At 48.7% G+C, this 18,947-nt stretch carries 8 protein-coding genes and 1 tRNA gene; 2 read left to right on the top strand and 7 right to left on the bottom strand.

From position 1 onward, the window contains the following. The 5 genes from rbfA to P2G88_RS02225 all read right to left on the bottom strand — a co-directional run bounded on the left by rbfA (position 1) and on the right by P2G88_RS02225 (position 11,772). Complete coding sequence (gene rbfA, locus P2G88_RS02245) at positions 1-408, bottom strand: 30S ribosome-binding factor RbfA (RefSeq protein ID WP_275794007.1); 408 nt, start codon at positions 406-408, stop codon at positions 1-3. A 94-nt stretch (positions 409-502) separates the two neighbouring features. Continuing rightward, complete coding sequence (gene infB / locus P2G88_RS02240) at positions 503-3,112, bottom strand: translation initiation factor IF-2 (protein ID WP_275794006.1); 2,610 nt, start codon at positions 3,110-3,112, stop codon at positions 503-505. Positions 3,113-3,131: 19 nt separating this feature from the next. Further along, complete coding sequence (gene nusA / locus P2G88_RS02235; protein WP_275794005.1) at positions 3,132-4,625, bottom strand: transcription termination factor NusA; 1,494 nt, start codon at positions 4,623-4,625, stop codon at positions 3,132-3,134. A gap of 73 nt (positions 4,626-4,698) precedes the next feature. Continuing rightward, positions 4,699-5,157: a ribosome maturation factor RimP gene (gene rimP, locus P2G88_RS02230; protein WP_275794004.1), complete on the bottom strand. Its 459-nt coding sequence runs from the start codon at positions 5,155-5,157 to the stop codon at positions 4,699-4,701. A 627-nt stretch (positions 5,158-5,784) separates the two neighbouring features. Beyond that, a complete protein-coding gene (locus P2G88_RS02225) occupies positions 5,785-11,772 on the bottom strand; it encodes a hypothetical protein (protein WP_275794003.1) in 5,988 nt (1,995 codons plus the stop codon). Between the two features lie 405 nt (positions 11,773-12,177). Here P2G88_RS02225 and P2G88_RS02220 point away from each other — a divergent pair, with 405 nt between their 5' ends. Then, positions 12,178-16,299 (top strand): response regulator, encoded by a 4,122-nt coding sequence (locus P2G88_RS02220; RefSeq protein ID WP_275794002.1) that lies wholly within the window; start codon positions 12,178-12,180, stop codon positions 16,297-16,299. 196 nt (positions 16,300-16,495) lie between these two features. On the opposite strand, the gene P2G88_RS02215 is transcribed toward P2G88_RS02220, so the two are convergent. Then, positions 16,496-16,572: transfer RNA gene (locus tag P2G88_RS02215), tRNA-Met, on the bottom strand. Between the two features lie 354 nt (positions 16,573-16,926). Between P2G88_RS02215 and bfr the strand changes: the two genes are divergently transcribed. Beyond that, positions 16,927-17,394: a bacterioferritin gene (gene bfr, locus P2G88_RS02210; protein WP_275794000.1), complete on the top strand. Its 468-nt coding sequence runs from the start codon at positions 16,927-16,929 to the stop codon at positions 17,392-17,394. Positions 17,395-17,475: 81 nt separating this feature from the next. Here bfr and P2G88_RS02205 read toward each other — a convergent pair whose 3' ends face one another. Continuing rightward, positions 17,476-18,810, bottom strand: coding sequence for a glutamine synthetase family protein (locus P2G88_RS02205; protein WP_275793999.1), 1,335 nt, complete (start codon positions 18,808-18,810; stop codon positions 17,476-17,478). Positions 18,811-18,947: the final 137 nt, after the last annotated feature.

Raw genomic sequence — 18,947 nt, 5'->3', positions numbered from 1 at the left:
CTAGTCCTCGCCGTTTTCTTCGCGGCCGGCTTGTTTGGCCCTTTCTTTGTCCTTATTGACCGTCTCTGTCACCAGGTTGGAGATACGCATCCCCTCGGTAATGGACTGGTCACGCACAAAGCGTATGGCCGGTACCGTACGCATGCTCATACGCTTGGAAAGCAGGGTTCTGACGAAACCTTTGTTGTCATCCAGTAACTGCAACTGCGCCTTGATCTTCTCTTCGTCATTTTCATAGAAAGTAACAAACACCTTGGCGTAGGAGAGGTCGCGGGACACTTCTGCACCGGATACCGTTACGAGACCCAAGCGCGGCTCACGATGCTTGATTTCCTGCTGCAGGATACTGGCGACTTCTTTGTGGATTTGTTGACCGACTCGCTCGGTGCGTGAAAATTCTCTTGCCATTGCTTTACCCTTATTGGAGACAGCTAAGACAGCAACGGAGGCCGCAGCCTCCGTTACCTATCTCACAGGGCAGTCCGGGCGGACCGCCTAAGACTTAGATCTCGCGTTTAACCTCGATGGTTTCAAACACTTCGATCTGGTCGCCGACTTTCACATCATTATAGTTGCGAACGCCGATACCACACTCCATGCCGTTACGCACTTCGCTGACATCGTCTTTAAAGCGACGCAGTGATTCCAGCTCGCCTTCGAAGATAACCACGTTGTCACGCAGTACGCGGATTGGCGCACTACGTTTAACAATACCCTCGGTCACCATACAGCCGGCGATTGCGCCGATCTTGGGTGAACGGAATACATCACGCACCTCAGCAAGACCGATGATTTGCTGACGGAATTCAGGTGCCAGCATACCACTCATGGCTGCTTTCACTTCATCCAACAGGTCATAGATGACGCTGTAGTAGCGCAGATCAATTTCTTCGCTTTCCACAACTTTACGGGCACTGGCATCAGCACGCACGTTAAAGCCAACCAAAATGGCACCAGAGGCAGCTGCCAGGCTGGCATCAGTCTCAGTGATCCCACCTACGCCGCTACCCACGATGTTCACTTTAACTTCATCGGTAGACAGTTTCAGCAGAGAGTCGCTGATGGCTTCCACAGAGCCCTGTACGTCAGCTTTAAGCACCACGTTGAGCTCATGCACATCGCCGGATTCCATGTTGGCGAACATGTTTTCCAGTTTAGATTTTTGCTGCTTGGCCAGTTTCAACTCGCGCTGCTTAATGCGGCGCTGGTTTGCTACTTCACGGGCTTTACGCTCATCCTGCACCACACGGGCATCATCACCGGCAGCCGGTACACCGGACAAACCGAGAATTTCCACTGGTGTAGAAGGACCAGCGACTTTCACTTCGTGACCCAGCTCGTCGCGCATCGCACGAACACGGCCGTATTCAAAACCACAAAGCAGGATATCGCCGCTCTTCAATTCACCTTGCTGAACCAATACGGTTGCCACCGGACCACGGCCCTTATCCAGACGCGATTCGATCACGAGTCCCTTGGCTGGTCCTTTAGGTATGGCTTTCAGTTCAAGTACTTCGGCCTGAACGGAAATGGCATCCAGAAGATTATCAATACCCATACCGGTTTTCGCCGATACCGGAACGAACTGGTGCTCACCGCCCCACTCTTCAGAGATAACGTCAATCTTGGACAGCTCAGTCTTGACCCGATCCGGATCAGCGCTTTCTTTGTCCATCTTGTTCACAGCAACAATCAGAGGTACACCCGCTGCTTTGGCATGCTGCACCGCCTCTTTAGTCTGAGGCATTACACCGTCATCGGCAGCCACGACCAGGATAACGATATCCGTCGCCGTCGCGCCACGGGCACGCATGGCGGTAAAGGCCGCGTGTCCAGGTGTATCCAGGAAAGTGATCTGACCGCGATCGGTCTGCACACTATACGCACCGATATGCTGGGTAATACCACCGGCTTCACCCGCCGCCACCTTGGCGCGACGAATATAGTCCAGCAGTGAGGTCTTACCATGGTCGACGTGACCCATGATGGTCACCACCGGCGCACGAGAGGTCTTCTCGGAGCTGATATCCTCAGCCATCAATTCGTCTTCAAGGGCGTTGTCGTTGACCAGCTCGTATTTGTGGCCCATTTCTTCGATAACCAGAATTGCGGTATCTTGATCCAGGACCTGGTTGATAGTAGCCATTTCGCCCATTTTCATCATGGTCTTAATGACTTCGGTAGCCTTGATGGCTAGTTTGTTGGCTAATTCGCCAACAGTAATGGTCTCACCTAATTTAACCACTCGCTCCACCGGTTGCGCGGGCTTGTTAAAGCCATGCATAAGCTCAGAACCCGCATTTTTCTTTTTCTTCGACTTGCGACGGCGACCGCCGCGTTCGAATTGAATATCTTCTTCGTCTTCCGCTTCCTGTGCATAGCGGTTGGAATGCAGATGTACTTCCTCTGCTTCACGACGACGACGACGCTCGTCTTCCTCTTTCCAGCGACGCTCATTTTCTTCCGCTAATTTGCGTGCTTTTTCCTGCGCTTTTTTGGCGTCTTTTTCCAGTTTACGCTTGGCTTCCTCTTCCTGTTGAAGACGCAGGGCTTCAGCTTCCTGGCGCACTTTCTCGCGCTCAGCCTTTTCTTCCTCTGTCAGCTCAGGCTCTTTAGCCTTGGCTTCTGCCTCGCGACGCTCGCGCTCGGCCTTTTCAGCTTCGGCACGGGCTTTGGCTTCTGCTTCCATGCGAGCCCTTTCTTCGGCGGCGCGCTTGGCTGCTTCTTCTGCCTGACGCTTGGCCTCTGCCAATGCCTTTTCTTCTTCTGCGCGACGCTGTGCTTCTTCTTCTGCGATCTTCGCTTCTTCCGTTTCAGAGCGCTTCACGTAGGTACGCTTTTTACGCACTTCCACTTTGATGGACTTGGACTTGCCCGCCTGATTGATATTCAGGGTGCTGGTCGTGCGACGCTTTAGCGTCATACGTGTCGGTTCAGCTGTGCCGGCACCGCCGTGCTGACGACTCAAGTGGTCCAGCAACGTGCGTTTCTCGTCTTCGTTGACTTGGTCGCTGGGCCCTTTACTGATACCGGCATCGGCAAATTGCTGCACCAGTTTGTCAACCGATGTACCGATATCTGAGGCAAGCTTCTCGATGGATACTTCTGCCATTTATACTCCTCCCGCGACCTTATTCTTCATTAAACCAGACGATATTACGGGCAGCCATAATCAGCTCCCCCGCTTTCTCTTCGCCCAGTCCTTCTATATCACTAATATCATCTACGCCCTGTTCGGCCAGGCCTTCCAGGTCACAAACACCACGAGCCGCCAACAGGAAGGCTACGTGTTTGTCCATACCGGCCAGGTTTAGCAGCTCTTCTTTAGGCTCGGCGCCTTCCAGGGACTCTTCGTTGGCCAGTGCCTGCGTTGTCAGGGCAGCACGAGCGCGATTACGCAGCTCTTCCACCATGTCATCGTCCAGACCTTCAATGGCAAGCAGTTCACCGGCAGGCACGTAGGCAATTTCTTCCAGGGTTGTGAAACCTTCATCCACCAGCACAGAAGCGAAGTCTTCGTCGATATCCAGGCCCTTAACAAAGCGCTGCAATACCTTGGCGTTTTCTTCTTCGTGCTTGGCTGACAGAGCTTCAACTGTCATCACGTTCAATTCCCACCCGGTCAACTGACTGGCCAGGCGCACGTTTTGACCACTACGGCCGATGGCCTGAGCCAGGTTGTCGGCCTCTACCGCCACATCCATAGTACGGTTATCTTCGTCTACGACGATGGACGCCACTTCGGCCGGGGCCATGGCATTAATCACGAACTGTGCGGGGTTTTCATCATAAAGGACGATATCCACACGCTCGCCACCCAGTTCACCGGATACGGCTTGAACACGAGAACCACGCATACCAACGCAAGCACCGACAGGATCAAGACGTTTGTCATTGGTCTTCACGGCAATCTTGGCGCGCGAACCCGGGTCACGGGCGGCGGCACGGATTTCTAATACTTCCTCGGCAATTTCCGGTACTTCGATACGGAACAATTCCACCAGCATGTCGGGGTGCGTGCGGCTGATAAACAGCTGGGCGCCGCGTGCCTCGGGCTTGATCACATACAGCAAACCACGTACACGATCGCCTGGGCGGAACGTCTCACGGGGCAGCATATCTTCACGGTAAATCACACCTTCAGCATTGTTGCCAAGGTCAACAATGATATTGTCACGGTTAACTTTCTTAACTGTGCCAGTTACCAACTCGCCGACACGGTCTTCATATTCGGCCATTACCTGCGCGCGCTCGGCTTCACGTACTTTCTGCACGATGACCTGCTTGGCAGTTTGGGTAGTGATACGGTCAAAGGCGATAGATTCAATCTGCTCTTCAACCCAGTCACCTACTTGAATCTCAGGCTCGTCGATTTGCGCCGCAGACAGGGTCATTTCGGCAAAAGGATTTTCTTGTGGCTGATCATCGGGGATCACTCTCCAGCGACGGAAGGTATCGAAATCACCGGTGTCGCGATGAATGCTTACGCGTACTTCGATTTCACCTTCGTTTTTCTTTTTGGTGGCGCTGGCGATGGCATATTCCAAAGCCTCGAAAATCTTTTCGCGGGGCACTTGCTTTTCGTTGGATACCGCTTCAGCCACTAATAGAATTTCTTTATTCATTGCCCTGTTGCCTCACTAAAATACGTCCAATCCTGTTGCGTTATTGACCTTGTGGGTCGGATCAACCAGTTTCTTATTCGAAACTTGGTACGACATTGGCCTTTTCAACGTTGTCGATAGCCAGTACAAAAGATTGGCCATCCACTTCAACCGTTGCGTTACCGCTTTCAACTTGCAGCAACGTGCCTTTAAAATTGCGTCTGTTGTTTATGGGCAGGCGCAGTTTTACCGTCACCATCTGTCCAACGACAGCTTGAAAGTGACTTTCCTTAAACAGCGGCCTGTCCATGCCGGGCGACGAGACTTCGAGGTTATATTCGGTACTGATGGGATCTTCCACATCCAACACCGCGCTGACCTGATGGCTGACATCGGCGCAATTTTCCACCGTGATACCATCTGCATGGTCAATATAAACTCGTAGCGTCGAGTGCTTTCCGGCACGAATAAACTCAATGCCCAGCAGCTCAAACCCCAGGGCTTCAACCGCCGGGGCCAACATATCTGTCAGTGTTTGTTCCAGCTTTGACAAAACCAGACTCCAAAAACAAAAAAAGGGCAAAAAGCCCAGAGAGGATGACAAAAAGACCCACTGGATCTTTTCTTTACTGTTCGCCCCGGATAGGTAACAGAGTAGATTAAGAACATTGCCTTAATATTACCTTTCTGACACCCTCCAGATTTGCCATGCTTACATGGCGAGAACTAACAAAAAGCCCCGTTCTAGCGGGGCTTTCATATCTGGGCATGGTTCAACATGCTTAAAGACGCCGATTGGGTACATGACCACCACCTGCGTCAAAATACTTGTCGGGACTCCCCTGTTACATCAGGGTGAAGTGAAACAATCAATGTCCCCATTTCAGGCGTTGCTTTCTACGAGGGAGTTCGCCATCTGGTGACGCGAATTATAAGACCTGATAATAAATAGTCAACCGGCGCCTGAGTTGAAAGTCCCGATGCAACATTGACTTAACATAAATTGTCATTTCAGCGCTTTGCAGCAAAAAATCACATTTCGTGCATACATTAACATAGACGGAAAGTAAAAAGGCCCTGCAAGTAATTGACTAAACAGGGCTTCTTACAAGGGCACAGGTAATCAAGCTAACTGGCTTGTACGAGTTATTGTCAGTTTAAAGTACTCATAATCCTCTCCTTACGGCGCTGCATCGATCAGGTTTTTCGTAAGCCTAATCAACACGTTTGCATGTTCATCAGAGATATGGCTTTTGCCCCGCAATGCTTCCAATTCCCGGATTAATGCGCGTAAATTATTAGCGTGGGATTGGCCATTTCCGCGTTGCGCCGCATTCAGTTTCGCCGTCAAACTGTTCTGTGTACCTGGGTGTGAAACGAAGCGTTGAATCAAGGCACTCATTCCAGAAAAACTGACCGAAACTTCAAACTCGCTGGCAGCATCTGTGCGATTTCCAGCAAGGTCCGTGGCCGAAGCGGATACGGGATGCGTGCCCACCAGGAATGTATAAGCGGGAGCATTGACCAGTGGGCTGTTCGCACAATCATTAGCGGCAAGCCCTGATAAGTTGTCAACAGCACTGCAACCAACAACCACTTGCTCTGCAACATCATAATTTCTGTCGCCATCAAAGGTAATGTCTGGTTTGGTTAAATCAATCTTCACAACCACAGAGGCTGGCGCGCCTCTGTTTCCAGCGGCATCAACGGGTACAATGGTGATTGACGTAATACCTTCTGCGGTTACTGGCAGTTGGGTGGTTGTTCCGTCGACCATATAGTTGAGGCTTGAATCGCCAATAGTTGCAATGACTTCTAACCACTGCATACCTGAACCACCCGCGTTGTCCTGAGCGTCAATAGCCACAGAAACGGCGCTGTTTTGCCAGCTATCCGCTGCAGACAAGGTTACGCTTGGTGGTGTTCTGTCAATATAGACAGTGACGGATTTCTCTGACGATTGGTTACCGGCTTTATCTGTTGCATAGGCATAGATAGTGGTGACACCTTCACTGTCGATATTTAAGCGATCACCAGTGAGAGCCACGCTACTGAATGCGCCAGCGCCCTCTGCACGCACCATAATACTGGCAACGCCAGAGAGTGCATCGCTTGCATCAAATACTATTCCGGCATTCGCCATCGACCAGCCCTCTGGGGCTTCAATGTTGAGCTCTGGCTCGGTTCTGTCAATGCGAATGGTTGACTCTACTGTTGCGCCTGTGTTGCCCGCATTATCGGTCGCCGATAGTTGAACGCGGGTTTCACCTTCGGTGAAAATGCTAATGCTGCCACTATCACCGGATTGATTGAACGCGCCAGAGACAAATGCGCCCTGGGTATTGATGTTCAGGCTTTGTACGCCGGAAAAATCATCGGTTGCATGCAATGACACCTCGACTGGCTGGTTGGTCCATTCTGACTGTGCGTTGATAGTGGCTACGGGACCAGTCTTATCAATGCTGATGACAGCCGTTTGTTCGTCTTCCACATTGCCGGCATAGTCGGTTGCAAACCAGGTTATGACACTTTCACCCGATTGTGTCAGTGCAATGGTTGCCGTTGTGCCACTTACGACGGTTAAGGCTTTGGCATTTGCACCGCTGACCGCATAGCTGATGGATGCCACACCTGACTCTGAATCAAAAGCAGTCACTACTATTGCCACATCCTGATTACTCCATCCACCTGGCACGGCCGCAAAAGAGGTTGGTGGTAGATTGTCGTTCCACCCCGTTTCTGGCTCTTCGCCTTCTTCCAATGGCTCGGGATGTAATTCTGGTACGGCAAGTTCTGAGGCCTCATCAAGGAGTTTCTGCAATGAAACTTGCGGATATCTCAAGTCTATTTCGGTCCTGATGCTTCTGGCGACACCGCCAATCCTGAAGTCAATCTGTACCATCACAGTGCCAACGGTCACCCTATCCAAGGTGGAATCCATCTGCACGCGAGTAATTTCGACAAAGTTGCTTAGGTCATCGATGTTTTGATCAACATAATCAAACAACCACTGCGCTGCGCCGACGGTTTCAGAGGTGGTTTTTAAGAGCAATCGGGTGGTCGATATCACACCCAATGCGACGGTGCGCTCGGTAACCAGGCCGATGACAATCACATCATTATTGGGATCGCTGGCAATAGCCAGTAATGTATTTCTTGCATTAGTCACGGCCAAAGAGGCGGCTGTAAGCGCAATTTCTCTTGCTTCTTTTATGACACGTAAGGGGCCCAACTCGTTTTCAATCTGTCTTTGCACCTCTGCCAGGGTCGCATTGGCAATACTCAAGGTTGACTGGGCTGTGGCTAATACGCCGTTGGCGACCTTAAGGGCTTCAACTAAGCTACCTCGGGCGACTAAATAAGCCCCCCGAGACCAGAATTTATCCCAGTCGCTTAGCCTGCTGTACCAATTGTCCAGGGCAGCAATTGCATCCCTGATTCTGTTCACTTCGCGTTGTGCGGCGGATAAGCCGCTTTGCGCTAACCTTGAGGCATTAATGGCGATATTGAGTTGACTAGCAAAGGCCAATCTCACTTGCGCCATATCTTGCAGCACTTTGTTCAGCTCATTCAATGTGGCTTGTGCGATTTCCTCGGCATCATGCAATGCTTTAATCGCCTCTTCACGCTCTTTCACCACTTGTGCTTTTCTGTCGACAATTTTCACGTCGAGCTCAGCGATTTTCTTTTCCAATTCATCAATGGTTTTGTTTGCTTCGCTGATGATAAGCAACGCCCCCTCAAGCGAGGCCAACACAGAGGCTCTAATCGCATCTTCCAATGACCCAATGATTTCTCCCGTGATCAAAGAGCGGATATAGATTTTATCCGAGAAGATTAATTCAACGTTGGCATGGGGCATTCCATACAGCACAAGGTCGGATAGTAATCGCCCGGTCACCTGCGTGTTTGCAACAGTTATTTCTACCTGTACCGCAGGCTGATCGCCTATCGCCAGTTCAGTGAATCCGCGTAACAGATTATTTTGGTAACTTAACTCGGAAATGGACAATTGCTGTCCAGCGATATTCAGGGTCCCGCTAAATTTGGCAATGGGTTCGTTGCCAGAGGAAATTTTTAGCTGTTGTGAGGTGAACGTAGAGCCAAGAATGGTTGTCGTCCCTTGGCCAACAATATCTGTACTATTTCCGTCAGAGACCAGTTGCCAGTTGGCATCAAAACCGAAACCCCAGGGAGCAATAAAAGAAGAAGTTCCGGTACCTGTGATGCTTAGGTCTGCTTTGGTCACAATATCAAATTGAACCATCTGACCAAAAATCTCAACATCGGCAGTACCGTTAAGGCCGGTGTTATCCAGGGTGAAATCGACAGTCGATTGCACACCACCCAAATTCACATCACCATAGATCTTGGCATAGAGCTGATTATCAATGCGCAAATCGATCATCGAATCGATTGAATGCTGGCCAAACCGCAACAAGCCAGAGCCGGCAAAGGTACCATTGGGTGTTAAATGCAAATCCAGTGCGGCCAATGTGTAATTATTGACGGTGAGGTTACCCATCAAATGACCAAATAGCAGACCATCTGAGCGCAGTAAGAAGTCCACATTAAAACTACTGCCAGCAATCGCTACATTGGTTTGACCGCGCAGGCCATCATTATCGAGTACACCGGTAAAGAAGGTTAGTGTGGCGATGGGGCCAAGCTCCATCATTCCGCTCCAGGTACCGGTAACGACCCTACCAGAGGCATCTAAGGTAAACGACGCCTTAACCAGCCCGCCCATGGGCAGTACAAGCCAGCCTTCACCGATGGTATAACCAGAGATGGGATCGACATAACCATCAAAAAACAGCACTTCAAAGCCTGCGACCGTCAGACCGGCGCTGGCAGGTAAGTTATCGCCCCACTCTTTCCAGGTGACGCCAAAAAGCGATTTGCCAACTTCAAAACCGCCCTCAGCCATAAACTCGACGGCCTCACCCAGGGACACACCGCCACTGCCGCTAAGGGTAACGGGGATATCAAATTTGAATAAGTCAGTATTGGGCTTTTCGTTGTAGTTCTCTTTTGAGAAGGCCAGCAATATTGGGCTTAGCTTAAATTCTGTTTCAAAGGCAATACTTCCCCCAATACCGGCAGCGACTTCTGCACCAACGGTACCACTGGCACCAATGCCGGTGCGAGCTGCCACTTTGACGGTTTGCAGGAAGAACACCAATTGTTCCAGTGCGTCTTGTTTTAGCTCATTCACTAAGTCGTCGCGGAAAAAATTCAACAAGATAGACACATCCTGTTGTGAGACCGCCTTAAAGGCTTTATCCAGAATCAGATTACTGAGGTCATAGCCCTGAAACATGGCACGTGAGAAATGCCCTACAGAAATGTCTTCTACCGCGAGCCGGGTAAGTGTTTGCGGGATCATCATTAACTCAAAGGACACGGTGACAGGGTCAAGTACCGCATTGGCCATCTCACCCCATAAGGGCACCAAGGGGTCTCTGAACGCCACCGCGGTGTCGTAGGCAAACCTGACGTTATCGTTAAAATCAGACAGCAAACTTGTTCCCGTTTGCGGATCGACGTTCATCGCCAGCGCATGAGACGCAATGCTACTGACCATTTTTATGGCGCCTTGGTAGGTCTCTGCAATGACTTGCGTTTTGTTGCCGGCAATGATGCCATCGGCCACCATCTTGCCCAGAGGTACATCGAACTGAAACTCGAAGACCGGAACGGTTTGACCTGCCGCCTGGCCGATATCGCCAAAGAGGTATAATCCCAGTACTTGGTTGTAGTTAATCCCTTCAAAGGCCTCAATGTAATCTAATAAATCGCTGGAAATTTTACCGCCGACAATGGTTGCGACCTCAGCCATATTGTTATCGATGTTTTCGACAATTTTCCCTTCTGCGAGCTGTGACATGATTTTTCGCGACAGTTCGGCCATATCCATCGAATACAAAAGCAGTTCTGATATACGGTCTGCGGTCAAATCAAGTGCCGCATCCAATGGCAGGTCAAGCTTTGCAGCCCCACCAATGGATGCCAGATTAATACCCGTATCTAAAACACCAACACCTACACTGGCATCGACGGCGAACTCAAGGAAAACCCGACCTATTTCATCTTCCGGCGCGCCCCCTCTTGACCGAATATGGTTAAGAATTTCGATAAAAGCTAACGCGGCAAACTCGGGAGATAAGCTGGTTTGCGGGTTTAATGGGTCCAGATGTGTCTCTAAAATAGTTCGAATTTCATCAACTAAAATAAAGGCTTGAAGGGGTTTAACACTGAAACCAAGTGATCCTGTACCCTCGACTTCGGCTTGCAACTTAGCCTGTACGCCCGCTTTTAGTCCGAGCGTCGCCATCACATCAACGGTGAGAGATTCGGGATCACTGCCGGCAATACGCAGTTGTGTCCAATGGTTTTCTGCTAATTTAACGTAACCGGCGGCTTCAATACTTGGTCCCAAAATGTCGTTGACGCTAAGCGGTGAACGCATCTGAATATGCGCGGTATCTAACGCGATATCCATAAATAAGGTGTCACCACGGGTTGGATTATAAAAACGCTTCGCCGGGTTATCACACAATTGGTTGCCATTACCTAAACCCAGTGTTAAGCGTGTACCAGCTGGTCCTGCGTACATTGCACAGATATTCAATAACGACTTTTCTAATGGGTTTGTCGGGTCCACAGGTTTGAATTTAAATACAATACGGCCAACCGGGTGAGTAATGGCGAAGGTTTTCTCCGTATTACCTTGTAGCGCTTTGTCCAGCAGGTTTTTAAGGGGTACCAGATTGACCTCTTTAAACAGTTCATGCATCCGGCTTATTTGCGCGAGCACCAGTTCTGCCTGTTGCTGCGGATTGCCATTACTTAAGTTCTTGAGCTCATTCAGGGAAGGCACGCCGTTTTGCGCAACCGATTCCAGCTCGAGCGACGCTGCGAGCAAAAGATGGTCAAGGCCACTTTGTGCGAATGCATCCAGTATGTCGTTGTTAATCTCGACCGAGGGTTGTCCCCAGGTGCCAAATTGTGAAGTGTCCAGCTGAAATCCCTGATTTTCCTGGCTGGTAACAAGACTTGAGAAAAGTAAGGCAAGACAGAGAAACGCCGCTCGTCCTATGGACGTTAAGGTGTTGCTCACTGTTATAAGCAAGTCAGTAAAAGTCTGATAGTTTATCCGAAGCATGATCCATTCTCTCCATTCAAACTTGATTGCCAGATGAGATTCTGACAAACACTTTATGGAGTGAATCTAGTGCAGGCCTTGCAAAGTCGTATTGTGATTTTTCCGCAATTGTTTGTGAATTTGTTGCAACTTAAAAAAGCGCCGTTGGCGTTACCTGTAGGAGGCTGTCAGATTCGATAAACTCCGTTTAATCGCACCTGCTCGGGCACTTGAGCTGTTCACCAATGACAACCGTTGAAGGCGGCATTTAACCCTAGCCCTTTGCAACATAAAGCAAATGTGGATGTTCTAATCGAAAATCATATAGACTGAGAAGTAACCAAGGATTGTCGCAAATAGAACTTTACGTTGTTCTCATCTACGCGTGATTTTGTTAACAGAAGTCTGGACTCGCCTGCGGCAATAATGCGCTTTGCTTCAAGGCTCATTTTACTTTTTTTACTGTCGATCTCAGTTAATAGCAATACGTTGGTCGCCAGCGAAAATATCCCTCCTCAAGCTAACGAGTTTGAAAACGTCGGCCTTCCTTTAAGTCGCATTTTTTCGCCAAAAGAACACGGCGGACATTCTCAGAACTGGACCTCCATACACAGCAAAAGTGGCCATGTTTATGTCGGCCATACTAACGGCATTTCCCAGTGGGACGGGGAATATTGGCGCAATCTTACAACACATCAGAGAAGCCCCGTTCGAGCATTCAGCGAGTGGCGGGATGAGATTTATTTTGGCACGACCAATGACTTGTTAAGGCTCAAGCTGAATGATTCTGGGCGCATGCAATACGAAAGCTTATTGCAAAGCAGCGCGCTTAAAGACCGTAACTTTGGCGAAATTTGGTCAGTGGCTTCCAATGAACGGGGCGTCGTCTTTTCCGCCACCCGGCATACCTTTTTTTATGATGGTAAGGCGGTGTATGACGTCGAAAATGCGCAGCCAAGCAAACATAAAATCTTCGAGGTTGGTGGTCAATTCCTGTTTAAACCCAGGCATCTTAGTAATATTTATCAACTCGCGGTGACACTCGACGGACCTGATTTACGTTTCCACACATCGGCTCTGCCGATAGCGCTACCGTTAGCGGCAAGAGTGATGGAAATCTTACCCATTGATGCACAAGGTTTGCTTATCGTGACAGAGGAACACGGTATTTTTACCTATCAAAACCAACAACTGGTGCTTCGGGTGGGACCTGATGATTTGGGTGTTAACACACAATTTTATGACGCCATAAGAGCAAATGACGGGCGCTATTATGTAGGTACTGCCCATTCGGGCTTATACATACTATCGAGTGATTTTTCAGTCCTAATGCATTATCAGGAGCAAGATAATCTTGGCATGAATACTGTCCTTTCAGTGAAGCAAGATTATCAAGGCAATATATGGCTGACGGGTATTCCCAATGTAGTAAAAATGACCGCACCGAATGTCATTAGTCAATTCAAAGCTGGCACTACCTCGACTGAGATACTCAGAATCAAAGACACCCCTTTTGGCATGATGATCACAGGCAATGGTAGCTACTTATTGCAGGCGCAGTCAGGTGCATATACGCCCAAAGCCTTTGGTCTGATCCATCCGGATCTAAATGCCAGCGTTGATTTTGAAATTGATGGTCAGCGCATGATTAAAGCAGGATGGGGAGGAATATACGCCCTTGAGTTAAATCAAGACGGAAGCAAAGCCGTTAAGACGACACAATTAGCTTCTGTCGGTTTAGGTAGAATTATCAAAGAAGCCGAAAAGCAGGGCGACTACTTTGTCAGTAGCAGTGATGGACTTTTTTATCTGCAACATGACCTTCACTCTGTGAATGAATGGCAGGTGTTTCAGTTTCCTTTGCCAGCTGAAGAGTTCATCAGCCTGCAAGTGGATGGCAGTGATGTCTGGTTGGGGTCAAGTTTAGGAACCGTTTACATTATTAAAAACGCCACCGAGGCTGTACAGGAACTCCGATTACGATCCAGTGATGAAGCAAATCATCAGTGGCAACAAAACCTTTTGAAAATCGATCGATCCAAAGGATTGGGTTCTGGTCCGGTTGAATTATTCATTGTCGATAATCAAGTCGTAATCAGTAGCGCTGGCGAGTTGTTCGAATGGCAGGATGATCAGCTGATCCAGGCCCGCCATCCTATATTTTCAGATCCTGTTTTTGCCAATGCTGACGTCATCGACCGTTTGATTGAAGTGCCTGCAAGTGCATCTTTTGCAAAAACGATTTGGTATAGGGTGGATGGCAAGAGCGGCCTTTTTGCAGGCGATGATAAAGGAAATTGGCATAGACACTCTCATGTGTTCGATGCATTTACTGAAGGCGGGATGGAAGCACTCCATGTCAGTGATGATGCGATCGCTTGGTTTGTCAGAGACAAAGCAGAAATCTATCGTGTGGACCTTAAAGCAGCCTCTCAATTCCCGCCTGTAGCGCCACTCAATGTGAGTGCCAGCGATGAGAACGAAACACCTCTGGCATTAAGGGTAATTGGGGGGCAAGAAAACGCCGGACGTTTGCACCTTTTGAAAGATATTGCCAGTAAATCCTCTTATATAAGAATCCATTTTTCATCCAGTAATAATGCTGGCAGCAAACCAATGATGTATCGCTCCAGACTCATCCATGCTGACGCAGACAATGATAAAGATGAGCCCTGGACGTCATGGACACGCGAAACCTATCGAGACATCGGATTTCAGGGTAGCGGTGACTTTCGTTTCCAGATCCAGGCCCGTGATCCCTGGGCGAGAATTAACACCGCAGAAGTAACAATGCACAAACTTGCGCCATGGTACCTCAGTACACTGGCACTAATAAGCTTTACACTATTTGCTCTTGTGCTGATCAGCTTGTTCGCATGGTTTATCCAACGTTGGCGGACCAAGGCTTTACTCGCCGATAATCTGGCATTGGAAGAAAAGGTCGCGATGCGAACACAGGAGGTGAATGAAAAAGTCGAGCAATTAAAGCAACAGCAGCTCCTAAAAGATCGCTTCTTCGGCAATGTTTCACATGAATTCAGAACCCCGCTCACCTTGACCATAGGTCCATTGGAACTGCTGTTAAAAGAGCATAAAGAACAGCTTTCTGAAGATGTAAATTATCTTGCCAGCACCGCCTTAAATAATGCCAACAAAATGCTCGCGCTGGTTGGTCAGGTACTGGATTTAAACCGACTTGAAGCAGGCAAATTGCCACTTCGAATCGGCCAGTACGATCTTGCTGAACTATTGCGCAACACTGCATCTCGTTTTGAATCCTGGGCTTCTCAGCAACAACAGACCATCAGCGTTTTTGGTTGCGACGAGCCACTGCTTGCGTGGTTTGACTTAGACCAAATTGAAAAATGTGTATCAAATTTATTGTCCAATGCGATTAAATACAGCGGTGAGCAGACATCCATACAAGTAGAGCTACATTATCAGCAGGACCTGATTCATATCGACGTTATCGACAATGGCCGGGGAATAAGCAAAGAAGCAAAAGACAAGGTGTTTGAACGTTTTTATCAAGACCAGCATTCACAAAATATCAGTACACCAGGCACCGGCATCGGACTGTCGTTAGTGAAAGAAATCATGCTGTTGCATCGCGGCGAAGCCTGTTTGATGGACACGCCTGATAATTGCCATTTCAGATTAACGCTTTTACGAGGCCATGCTCATTTTGACAAGTCGCAAATGATAGATGAAGTCTCAATCGTCAATGCGTCAATCGCGCATCGATCACCTCAATCCCTAGATACAAATAGCGCACTTACAACCATTTCCAATGACATACAAGACGGCTCGAAAGCAGGCATTGACTTAACGACACTGTTGATTATTGATGACAATCAAGAGTTGCTAACATTTATGAGTCTTCGTCTATCCGCAAGCTATCGCATTTTACAAGCCAGCAACGGCGAACAGGGCTTAGCTATTGCCTTGAAGGAATTGCCCGACCTCATCATAAGTGACGTCAACATGCCCAAAATGACAGGCTTAGAATTGGCTAAAGCGCTAAAAGAAAATCAAACTACACGAACAATCCCACTAATTTTACTCACCGCCAAAGCCACTAAGAGAGAAATCGTAGAGGGCTTTAGTGTAGGTGCTGACGATTATCTCACTAAACCCTTTGATACCTCTGAGTTGATTGTACGTGTTAATGCGCAAATCAACGCCCGTAAGCTAGTGCGGACCACGTTGCAAAATGAAGCGCTGAATGAAACTGAACACAGAGCCAGCTTCTCAGGAAGATTCGATCAGATAGTACGCCAAAACTTCAGCGACCCCAGATTTAGCGTCGAACAACTTGCCAATAAATTAAATATGTCGAGAGATACGTTGATAAGGCGCTGTAAAAAAGAGATGTCTAATACCCCAGCCAAATTGTTGGCCACAGCCCGGATGGCAAAAGCACAAGCATTGCTTCAACAAGGCAACCTGTCCATATCGGAAGTTGCCTATGCCTGCGGATTCGAGAGTTTGGCGTATTTTTCGAATAGCTTTAAAAAGCACTTTGGCCACTCACCATCTGACGCTTAACAGATCAACTGATACCCTGACCTTCTCCCCTGATATTAAGGTCTGCTCACGCCGCACCCTGTCCTTGGTGTAACCCCTTGAAAGGCTGAATAAATGAGGAGCGATTGCCCCATAGTGCCAAAAAATTACTCTTGTAATTTTTCTAGCTGGAAAAGAAAAAACCCCGATAAATCTTTGATTTACCGGGGTTTCTATGTGGTTGCGGGAGCCGGATTTGAACCGACGACCTTTGGGTTATGAGCCCAACGAGCTACCAGGCTGCTCCATCCCGCGTCTGAAGTCTTTCCTCGATTCCGGGCTTCTTCGCTGCCCCGTCTCAAGATGTGGCGTATTATACATAGCGCTTTTGGCTACGCAAGCCGAATAAACAAATAATCTGGGTTTGCTGCACCGTTCGCTCACTAATCCAGCAGAACGAACAGAAACCAAACATTTAGCCCCTAAGAACCGCGGATAAATTCCCTTTGGCTTTAGTGTGGTCTGTCGAAGAGGTAAAACACTACCGCTGCAAAAGAGTCTGAACGAGAATGGTTAGCATTATATAATATGTTGATTTAAAAGGACTAAATGACAGTCTTATGCGATTAACCTATACTTTCTATCACTTTTTTTCACTTGGAGCCTCTGATGAAAGGTAACGCCAAGATCATCGCTGCATTGAACAAATTGCTGGCCAACGAACTCACCGCCATGGATCAATACTTTATTCATTCCCGCATGTATCAGGATTGGGGATTGAATAAGCTCTTTGAGCGTATCGATCATGAGTTCGACGATGAAAAAGGCCATGCCGCCGCATTAATTGAACGGATCCTGTTCTTAGAAGGTACCCCGGATTTGAGTAAACGTGATGGCCTCGCCGTCGGCAACGATGTGCCATCTATGCTTGAAAACGATCTCAAGGTGGAATACGCGGTGCAAAAGATGCTGAAGGACACTATTGCCCTGACAGAGAAGGAAAAGGATTATGTCACCCGCGATATGCTGTTGACCCTGTTAAGCGATACAGAAATGGATCACGCCTATTGGCTGGAGAAACAGCTGGGCCTGATTAAGATGATTGGTCTGCCTAATTATCTGCAGTCACAGATGTAAAAAAGTGAGTGACAAGTAAAGTGTGATAAGTGACAAGTGCTGAGCTCCCTTGTCACTTTTTACTTGTCACCTGTTCGTTACTTAAACACTCAACAACAAGAATTCCCGCTCCCAAGAGCTGATCACTTCATTAAAAGCTTCATACTCATTACGCTTGACCGCGCTGTATGCATACGCGAAGTCTGCCCCCAGAATATTGCATAAAGGCTCGCATTTATTCAGCAGCCGCAGAGACTCTTCCAGATTCCGCGCCAATGTAATTTCCTGCGTGTAGGCATTGCCCTCATTGGCCTGTGCAGCCTGAAGCTTTTCGGTAATACCCAGATAGCCGCATGCCAGTGTGGCAGCAAAGGCCAGATAAGGGTTGGCATCAGAGCCAGGCAAGCGGTTCTCTACCCGGAAACCATCAGGTGTACTCTCCGGCACTCTCAGACCAGTGGTACGGTTATCATAACCCCAGTCAAAATTAATGGGTGCAGAGTTATCGGGCGCGAAGCGGCGATAGGAATTTACATTTGGGGCAAAGAAAGGCAGTGCGCTGGGACCATATTTTTGCAGCCCGGCGATGTAACTGAAAAATAAAGAGGAGTATTTGCCTTCTTTGGTGGCAAAGGCATTTAAGCCGGTTTTGCTATCCACCAGTGACTGATGAATATGCATTGAACTTCCAGGCTCACGGCGCATGGGTTTAGCCATAAAAGTGGCATATACGCCGTTGGAAAGTGCGATTTCCCTTACCACCCGTTTAAACAGGAAAACTTCATCGGCGAGTTTAAGCGGATCACCATGCAGGAAGTTGACCTCGAACTGCGCTGCACCGGATTCGTGGATCAGGGTATCTATGCCCAACTCCATTTTCTCGCAGTAGTCATACATCTGATCGATGATTTTCTCGAATTCGTTTACTGCGTCGATACTGTAACTTTGGCGTGCCGATTCGCGGCGCCCGGAACGGCCCACCGGTGGGGTCAGCTCGTAATCAGGATCGGTATTTTGTGCGACCAGGAAAAATTCCACTTCGGGCGCCACCACTGGCGTCAGATTTTTGGTCTGATACAGCTCCAATACCTTTTTCAACACATTTCGGGTAGACAAAGGATGGGGCTGGCCGCTGGCCAGGTAGCAATCATGAATAATCAGCGCCGTGCGCTCATCGGCCCAGGGTACTTCGCGGATGGTACTAACATCCGGCTCCAGGAACATATCACTATCAGTTTCGCTGACAATCTCGTAATGCTCACTGGTGTACTCGCCCGTCACCGTCTGGATCAGGATACTTTCCGGCAGGCGACTTTCCTGCTTAATAAACTTCTTGGCGGGAATGAATTTTCCACGGGCATTTCCAGTGATGTCTGGCACCAGGCATTCCACTTCTGAGATGCGACGGTTGGTTAGCCATTTTTTGACATCTTCCATATTTCACCTGTTTTTTCTTTTAGGGTTTTGACGCCGAATGCGCAACTGCCTGTGATGGCAGAATTTTCGGCCGGGATAAGATTTCGAATAATTATTCGATATGCTATGGTACTTCTCATCATATAACAATATGCCAA

This window comes from Aliiglaciecola sp. CAU 1673, assembly GCF_029223185.1.
GTDB lineage: Bacteria > Pseudomonadota > Gammaproteobacteria > Enterobacterales > Alteromonadaceae > Bowmanella.
This window is presented reverse-complemented; position numbering and strand designations above follow the sequence as displayed.

What these genes read in the sequence shown, in the direction of transcription:
- rbfA (WP_275794007.1), bottom strand. Translation starts at nt 408, where the DNA reads ATGGCAAGAGAATTTTCACGCACCGAGCGAGTCGGTCAACAAATCCAC.
- infB (WP_275794006.1), bottom strand. Translation starts at nt 3,112, where the DNA reads ATGGCAGAAGTATCCATCGAGAAGCTTGCCTCAGATATCGGTACATCG.
- nusA (WP_275794005.1), bottom strand. Translation starts at nt 4,625, where the DNA reads ATGAATAAAGAAATTCTATTAGTGGCTGAAGCGGTATCCAACGAAAAG.
- P2G88_RS02225 (WP_275794003.1), bottom strand. Translation starts at nt 11,772, where the DNA reads ATGCTTCGGATAAACTATCAGACTTTTACTGACTTGCTTATAACAGTG.
- P2G88_RS02220 (WP_275794002.1), top strand. Translation starts at nt 12,178, where the DNA reads ATGCGCTTTGCTTCAAGGCTCATTTTACTTTTTTTACTGTCGATCTCA.
- bfr (WP_275794000.1), top strand. Translation starts at nt 16,927, where the DNA reads ATGAAAGGTAACGCCAAGATCATCGCTGCATTGAACAAATTGCTGGCC.
- P2G88_RS02205 (WP_275793999.1), bottom strand. Translation starts at nt 18,810, where the DNA reads ATGGAAGATGTCAAAAAATGGCTAACCAACCGTCGCATCTCAGAAGTG.